General features: G+C 71.2%; 5 protein-coding genes. 2 read left to right on the plus strand and 3 right to left on the minus strand.

The window, feature by feature from the left end:
• Positions 1 to 455: 455 nt before the first annotated feature.
• A complete protein-coding gene (locus EDC02_RS25475; RefSeq protein ID WP_123604123.1) occupies positions 456 to 1,751 on the plus strand; it encodes a hypothetical protein in 1,296 nt (431 codons plus the stop codon).
• On the plus strand, positions 1,751 to 6,277 hold the full coding sequence (locus EDC02_RS25480; protein WP_199757764.1) for an FtsK/SpoIIIE domain-containing protein: 4,527 nt from the start codon (positions 1,751 to 1,753) through the stop codon (positions 6,275 to 6,277). Before EDC02_RS25475 ends, EDC02_RS25480 begins: the two co-directional genes overlap by 1 nt.
• 104 nt (positions 6,278 to 6,381) lie before the next feature.
• On the opposite strand, the gene EDC02_RS25485 is transcribed toward EDC02_RS25480, so the two are convergent.
• From EDC02_RS25485 to EDC02_RS25495, 3 genes are all read right to left on the minus strand, one after another.
• Positions 6,382 to 6,687, minus strand: a complete 306-nt coding sequence (locus EDC02_RS25485; protein ID WP_123604124.1) for a hypothetical protein — start codon at positions 6,685 to 6,687, stop codon at positions 6,382 to 6,384.
• 21 nt (positions 6,688 to 6,708) lie between these two features.
• Positions 6,709 to 7,014 carry a hypothetical protein gene (locus EDC02_RS25490; RefSeq protein WP_123604125.1) on the minus strand — a complete coding sequence of 102 codons (306 nt, stop codon included), beginning with the start codon at positions 7,012 to 7,014 and terminating at the stop codon, positions 6,709 to 6,711.
• Positions 7,015 to 7,082: 68 nt separating this feature from the next.
• A complete protein-coding gene (locus EDC02_RS25495; RefSeq protein WP_123604126.1) occupies positions 7,083 to 8,054 on the minus strand; it encodes a hypothetical protein in 972 nt (323 codons plus the stop codon).
• Between the last annotated feature and the right edge of the window lie 10 nt (positions 8,055 to 8,064).

Genomic DNA, 8,064 nt, shown 5'->3' on the forward strand with positions numbered 1-8,064 from the left:
GCCCGTAAGAAGGGCATCTTGTCGAAGCAGGACGCACCACGCGGGTGCTGATACCGCACCCGCGCGCGACCCCGGCACACGGGACAACGCCGATGAGGCGGGATGATCCGGAGATGTTGTCGGCGGACCGCCGACAGGACTCTGCCGCCCCGTCGTAGGGTAGGCCGCCCCGTCTTCGGCGGCGTACCGGCCCGTCCACCGTTGTCCCGGCGGCCGGAGGGCTCATCACCCCGGAACCTGCCCTCCTGGGTGCCGGAAGCCGCCGGAGGCAGTCGTCACCAAGAGTTCATCTACTCGCACCGGCCGGCGGATCGGCCCTCGTCGGTCGGGTCTGAGCTGCGGATTCGTCCGCCCGGGGCAGGCTGCGGCCGGCACGGGCCGACCACCGCCCGCGGTTACCATCAGGGCGCGGTGGCGCCGTACCCGGGCCGGCTACGGGCGGAGGAGGAGCACGGTTGAACACGCCGTCCTTCAGCGATCTCGGTCGGTTCCTGGACACCAACCGGCAGACGCTGCTCACCGTACTCACCGTGCTGGAGCTGTTGATCCTGCTGGTGGTGCTGCTGCGGTGGTTCGACCGCCGGTACGGCATTCGGGGCACCGGTCGGCGCATCCGGCACGGCATCGGCGGCGCGGCGCGGGACCTGGCGGCACCGATCGTCGGCTTCGTCCGGCTTCGGCAGGGGATGCGGGTGGTCGCCGGGAGCTTCGCCGGGTCGGGTCCGGTGCCGGCGGCCCGAGCCTGGATCGGATCCGCTCGATCGGCACTGGCCGAACGGAACGATTTCTGGCCGTACCTGGTGTTGCTGGGCCATGGGGAGCTCAGCGTGCGGATCGCCGGCGCGGGAGCGGACGTACCGTCTCCGGCGGCGGAATCTCCGTGGCAGGTCACCGCGCCGCGCCACTGGCGGGCCCGCGGCCAACTGCCCCCGGCTTCCGCCCCGGCCGCCGGCGACGCACTACCGATCGCCGTAGGAGTAAAGGACAGGACGATGTCCCTGCTGGACTTCGCCCGCTGCCCCGGAATCCTGTCCGTGCACGGTGCCCCGACACCGGCGGAGCGGCTGGTGTCCGCGTTGGTCGTCCAGCTGGCCGCGCTGACCAGCGGGCACGGCGTGCACCGCCTGATCGTCGCGGCGGAGCCCGGCTACGGCTCCGGGGCGGTCGGCATCGACCGGATGCCCCTGTCCGAGGCGCTGACAGCTCTCACGACCCGTCTGACACCGGACGGGCGTACCGTCCTGGTCTGCCGGCGGCCCGATCCGCAGACCGCAGCGCAGCTCGCCGGCCTGGCCGCCGATGATCCCGGGCTGCTGGTCCTGGTCGCCGGCTACCTACCCGGATCACGTTGGCGGTTGCGGGTCGATCTGGCTGGCCGGGTGAGCGCACCGGAGTTGCTGCTCGACGTGGACTCCACGCCACTTGTCCGGTGCCTGCTGCCCCGCCGCCGGACTGCGCCCCCCGCCCCGTCGGCACCCGCCTGGGCCGAGGAGGAGGTTCCCGGGTCCACCGCCCTCGGCGCAGCATCCTCTGCGCCAGCGGAACCGGCCTTGCCCGCGAGCCCTCGGCAACCCGCCCCGGCGGCGGCAACGCTACCGGCCGCCCATCCACCGCCCAGACCGTCGGCTCCGCCCACCGCCAACGATGACCTGATCGAACAGGCGCATGACGGGCAGCGGCCGACGGCATACTCCGGCGTCGAGTCTGTCGGCCGGCCTGGAGACCGTGTCAGCCGATCCGGAGACCGATAGTGCGCCTGCTGCTGACCATCTTCTCTGGCGGTGCCGACCGGGACATCGCGATGGACGTCGAGGCGGACACCCCGGTGGGTGCGCTCATCGAGCAGGACGGCTCCCCCAGCGACTGGTATCTCGACGCGGCGCGGCTGAATCCGACCTGGACGGTAGGCCGGGCAGGGCTGGTCGCCGGGGTCCGGTTGGGCGACGGTGCGCCGGTGCCCGGCGGCGGGGTGCGGTACCTGCCGGGCGACCCTCGGACCCACTGGCTGGAGGTGCACGGCGTCGGCGGCCCGAGCGCCGGACGGATCTGGCCGGTCGGCCTGGGCTGTCACGACATCGGTTCGGCGCCCGGGTCCGCGATCGATCCGGGCGGCAGCGGGGTGCCCGCGCACGCCGCCCGGCTCACCATCGACGAACAGGGTCGCGCCTGGGTGGCTACCGGCGGCGCCCAGGTGCGTCTGGCGATGCCGCAGCCGCCGGCCCAGACCGATCCGATGCCCGCGCCCGGGTACCCCAGCCCTCCTGAGCAGCGCGGATCGGATCTCCGGGCCGAACAGGGGCAGGAGCACGCGGACGAGCCCGACGCCTCAGAACCCAGACGCGACGGATCCCGCCGCTGGCCGACCGGTGTGGACCTGGCGGTGGGCGGCAGCCTGCTGCGGCTGGTGCCGCGCCCGGCACCGGACGCCGCGGTGACGCCGGCCGTGGACGTGCCGATGCTGGACTTCAACCGGCCGCCACGGATCGTGCCGCCGCTGCTCTTCGCGCGGCGACGGCTGCCCAGCCCGCCGGCCAAGCCGAACGGCCGCCCGATCCCGCTGCTGATGATCCTTGCCCCGATGGTGATGGGCCTGGCTTTCGTCTTCCTCTTCCGGTCGTACTTCTTCCTGCTGATCATGGCGCTCAGTCCGGTGCTGGCGTTGGCGAACTGGTACACCGACCGACGCAGTGGCCGTAAGCGGTACCGCAGGGATCTCGCCGAGTACCTCCGTAAGCGCAGCCGGATCATGCGGGAGCTGACGGCGGCGGTCGCCGAGGAACGGTCGGCCCGGTGCGAGGCGTCGCCGGACCCGGCGACCGTTCTGTACACGACCGTCGGCCCCGGACGGCGGCTGTGGGAACGACGCCGCCGCGACCCCGACCATCTTGTACTGCGGGTCGGCACGATGGATCAGCCGTCGCTGATCGAGGTGGAGGACCCGGCCCGCACCGAGCCCGACCGGCAGCTGCGTTGGACCGTGCCGGACGTTCCGGTCACCGTGGACGTGGTCGACCGCAAGGTGGTCGGCCTGGCCGGCGCGGCGGAGACGACGTACGCGACAGCACGCTGGCTCGTCCTCCAGGCCGCAGCGCTACACAGCCCACGTGACCTGCGGATCCAGGTGTTGACCGAGCCGGCTGGGGAGGAGCGGTGGAGCTGGGTGCGCTGGCTGCCGCACACCCGGCCGGCCGAGGATGGTATCCCGACCGCCCGGCCCTACACCCTGGTCGGCAACGACCCGGAGACCGTGGCGAACCGGATGGGCGAGCTGGTGTCGCTGGTCGCCGCGCGGACCAAGGCCCGGGGTTCGCAGCTCGGCCAGGTCCTGTTCAGCGAACCCGACGTGCTGCTGGTCGTCGACGGCGCGCGACGGTTGCGCGACGTTCCCGGCATGGTTCAGGTGCTCACCGACGGGCCGGCGGTGCGGGTCTTCGCGATCTGCATCGACGCTGAGGAACGGCTGCTGCCGGAGGAGTGCACCGCCGTGCTACGCGCGGACGCGGACGGGCTGACGGTACGGCAGACCGGCGTGCCCGAGGCCACCGGAGTACGTCCTGACGTCGTCACCGGGCAGTGGTGCGAGCGGGTGGCCCGGGCGATGGCCCCGCTGCGGGATGTCACCCCGGACGAGACGGCCGGGCTGCCCGACCGCTGCCGGCTGCTGGACCTGCTCGACGCCGACCCGCCGGATAGCGTCGACCTGGCCGACCGCTGGTCGCGACAGCCCGCGTCCACGAGTTTCGTGATCGGTAGTGGTTTCGACGGAACGGTCGCGCTCGACCTGGTCCGCGACGGGCCGCACGCGTTGATCGCGGGAACCACCGGCGCCGGCAAGTCCGAGCTGCTGCAGTCGATGGTGGTCTCCATGGCTGCGGTGAACCGCCCGGACGAGATGACCTTCGTGCTGGTCGACTACAAGGGCGGTAGCGCGTTCCACAGTTGCGTACGGCTGCCGCACACCCTCGGCATGGTCACCGACCTGGACAGCGCGTTGGTGGTCCGGGCGCTGGAGTCGCTCGGCGCGGAGTTGCGCCGCCGCGAGGAGATCCTGGCCGGAGTCGCCGTCAAGGACCTCGTCCAGTACCGGACGATGCGTGGCCGCGACCCCTCGCTGCCGGCGGTGCCCCGGCTGGTGCTGGTCATCGACGAGTTCGCCACGCTCGTCCGGGAGGTTCCGGACTTCGTCCCCGGTCTGGTCAGCATCGCCCAGCGCGGCCGGTCGCTGGGAATCCATCTGATCCTGGCCACCCAACGCCCGGCTGGCGTGGTGACCACCGACATCCGCGCCAACACCAACCTGCGCATCGCGCTGCGGGTCACCGATCCGATGGAGAGTCAGGACGTCATCGACGTACCGGACGCCGCGATGATCCCGGTGGCCACCCCGGGCCGGGCGCTGGCCCGGCTCGCCCACCGGTCCACCCTGCCCTTTCAGACCGGGTACGTCGGCGCGGTGTACCAGGGTGCCGACCCGGACGCGCCGCAGTCCCGGCCGGCGGCGCCGGTGCACCGTACGGAGTTGCCCTGGTCACGGCTCGGCCGGGCGCTGCCGCCGCCGGTGGAGCAGACGCGTGACGGCGCCGCGCCGGACGAGTTGGCCGCCACCGACCTGGACGTGCTGGTCGACGCGATCGAAGCCGCCGCCCGGGAGGTGGGCTGCGAGCAGCAGCCGAGCCCGTGGCTGCCGCCGCTGCCACCGGTCGTGCTGCTGGACGACCTCGCCCTCCCGCAGTCGCGTACCGGTCCCGGTCTGCCGCCGGTGCCGTACGCGCTGGCCGACCTGCCACAGCAGCAGCGCCAGCCGGTGCTGGCCTGCGACCTCGCCGCGCTCGGACATCTCTACGTGCTGGGCGCCTCCCGTTCGGGCCGGTCACAGCTGCTGCGCACGCTGACCGCGTCGCTGGCCCGGTCGTTGTCCGCCGCCGACCTGCACCTGTACGCCGTCGACGCGGCCGGCGGGTCGATGATGGTGCTGTCGGAGCTGCCGCACTGCGGCGCGGTGGTGCCCCGGGCCGACCTGGAGCGTCTGGAACGCCTGTTCGGTCGGCTGCAGGGCGAGTTGGCCCGCCGACACGAACTGCTGGCCCAGCACTCCTGTGCCGGACTCGACGAGTTACGGGCGGCGCTGCCGCCGGCGCAGCGGCCGGCGCATCTGATGCTGCTGGTGGACGGCTGGGATTCGCTGGCCGCGATCCTCAACGACCACGACGGCGGACGGGTGCTGGACCAGTTCCTCGGCTTGCTGCGGGAGGGACCGGCCGCCGGGCTGCACCTCGTGATGTCCTCGGAACGGTCGCTGTTGACCGGGCGGGTGGCCAACCTGAACGACCACCGGATCATGCTGCGGATGACCGACCGGACCGACTACTCGGCGATCGGCGTCAACCACCGTCGGGTGCCGGAGGTGGTGCCACCCGGACGCGGCTGGCATTCTGCGGACCAGGCTGAGATCCAGATCGCCCTGCTGGACCCGGATCCGTCCGGCCCGGCACAGGTCGAGGCGATACGTCGGATCGCCGCCAAGGCCACCGCCCGCGACAGCGGGGTGCCGGCGCACCGCCGGCCGTTCCCGGTGGCCGGGCTGCCCGCTGCGGTCACCTTCACCGAGGCGTTCGCACAGGTCCCGGACGAGCAGCGGCGTCCGCTGCACGCGCTGCTCGGCATCGGCGGCGATGCCGCTGAGCCGAGATATGTGGACTTCACCGGCCGGCAGGCGACCTTCCTGGTCGCCGGCCCGCCCGGTTCGGGCCGCAGCAACACCCTGGCCACGCTCGCGGTATCGCTGCTGGCCGGGGGGACCGCGCTGGTGATCCTGACGCCCCGCGAGTCGGTGTTGCGCCGGCTGGCGGCGCACGGCCGGGTGCGGGCGATCGAGGGGCCCGCACCGGACCCGACGCAGGTGGGAGCTGCGGTGGAGGAGTTGGGCGGCCCGCTGGTGGTGCTGGTCGACGACGTCGACCTGTTGGGCTTCGCCAATCCGGTGGAGGCGGTACTACGCCAGGTGGTGGGCACCGGCCGGGACCGGGCGCTCGGCCTGGCCTACGCGGGAACGGCCGAGACCCTCACCCAGTCGTTGGGCGGCTGGATCGCCGAGGCCCGGCGGTCCCGACAGGGCGTGCTGCTGGCGCCGCAGTCAGCGATCGAGGGTGACCTGGTGGGTGCCCGGGTGCCGCCAGGGCTGCTGCGCTCGGGTAGCCGACCGGGTCGCGGCTATGTGCCGGACCCAGCGACCGGCGTACTGAGCACGGTGACGATCCCGCACACCGTGCTGCGCTGACCCGGCTGCCGTCACCGGCGGCCGATCCGCCAGGAGCACGGCCCGGCCGCCGGTGACGGCAGCCGGGCCCTGCGGGCGGCACTTGCCGCGAGGCTCGGATCGGGTCACTCCGCAGGCGGCGGCTGGGACAGCGTCTGGTCCATGTCGCTCAGGTTCTTCGCGATCATCGAGAAGCTCGACGCGAAGCTCTCCAGGTTGCTGACAGCCTTGGTCAGCGAGGTGGTGAACTCGGTGTACTGCGTGCTCATCACCGGGCTGGACTGCTGCAGCCAGAGACCGCCCTGGCTGGTCAGCAGCTCGGTGACGCTGGTCTGCAGGTTTGTCAATACACCGGCGATTTCCGCACCCTCAGTGGTCAGCCGTCCGGAAACGGTGTTGATCAGGGCGTAGTCGACGTTTACTTCTGGCATCGGATACCTCCGGTCGACGGGTCAGGCGGAGCTGCTGGAGGTTGCGATCTGCTCGTCCATGGTGCTCAGCTGAACGGTGATGTTGTGGAACTGCTGGGCGAACGACCGAATGCTCTCGATCGCTGCGGTGAGCTCGGTGTTGAAGGTCTGGTACTGCCCGCTGAGAGTGGGGCTCGACTTCTGCAACCACAGGCCACCGTCGCTGGTGAGCAACTGGGACACCGCAGTGAGCAGATCCTCCAGCCGCGGCACGGTCTGCGTCACGGCCGAGTTGAGCTGTTCGTTGACCGACTGCACCTTGCTGAAGTCGACGGTGATGTTGGGCATGGCGTTGCTCCAAATGGGGATAGAACAGCTGGTGGCGGAGGTGAGGGGGATGTCGCGCTCCGCTCGGACTACTCCTCGGAGACGAGCGTCCACTCCCCCGTCGTCGGATTACCGGTGTACGTCTTGGTGCCGTCTGGGCCCACGACCGTCTTGGTACCGGTGTCTGGTCCGGTCACCACGATGTCGGTCGTGGTGGTCTCGCCTTCGTGGTCGACGGTGACCTGATGCGATCCGCCGTCTTCCGTGGGGGTGACGGTGCTTGTGGTGGTGCCGTCGTCGGTGGTGGAGGTCACCACGAACGAGCCGTCGTCGTTGGTCTTCCTCTCGATCCTCTCCTCCATCCCGTCGGAGTGCGTGATGGTCGTGGTGTAGTCGACGACGTCGATCTCGCCGTCGTCGTCGGTGTCGCGGTAGGTGAACTCGGTCGTCTCGGTATAGGTCAGCCCGTCGCCGGAGGTGACCTTGGTGGTCTCGGAGATGACGTTGCCGTCGTCGTCCAAGACCGCTGTGGTGTTGTTGCTGCCCACCGGTGAGGTGCCGTCGATGGAGGTGGGCGGATCCCCCGGCTCCGGCACCGGATCGCCGCTCCACACCGGCACCGAACCGTCGACCAGGTTTCCGTCCTGGTCGTAGTACTGGAAGGTGATCTCCCGGTCCTTCAGGTCGAGGTAGTGCTCGTAGGCGGCGGTATCGGACTGCCAGCCGCTGATGCTGGCCCGCAACCGGTCCAGGTTGACCTTGCCGGCGATGTCGGCGTCCAGGTCGAAGTAGGCCTTGGCGATGCTCTCGAACGTGTTCGCCAGCTCGTCGAGCAGCTCCATCGAGTCCTTGAACGGGGTGTGGCAGGCGGCGAAGAAGGCGCTCAACGTCCCGTACAGCGCCGAGTTGCCGACCTGGCCGGAGTCGACCACGGTCCCGTCAGAGGTGACCACCGACCGACGCGAGCCGGTCTCCACATCGAACTCGATCTTGCTCTTCAAGTCGCGCAGGCTGCCCGCGAGGCTGTGCAGCAGCGCGTAGTCGAGCACCAGGTCGGCCACCCTGCGCCCC

It is taken from the genome of Micromonospora sp. Llam0, from assembly GCF_003751085.1.
Taxonomy (GTDB): domain Bacteria; phylum Actinomycetota; class Actinomycetes; order Mycobacteriales; family Micromonosporaceae; genus Micromonospora_E.

Excerpts from the sequence above, each read along its gene's own strand:
- EDC02_RS25485 (WP_123604124.1), bottom strand. The coding sequence starts at position 6,687 with ATGCCAGAAGTAAACGTCGACTACGCCCTGATCAACACCGTTTCCGGA.
- EDC02_RS25490 (WP_123604125.1), bottom strand. The coding sequence starts at position 7,014 with ATGCCCAACATCACCGTCGACTTCAGCAAGGTGCAGTCGGTCAACGAA.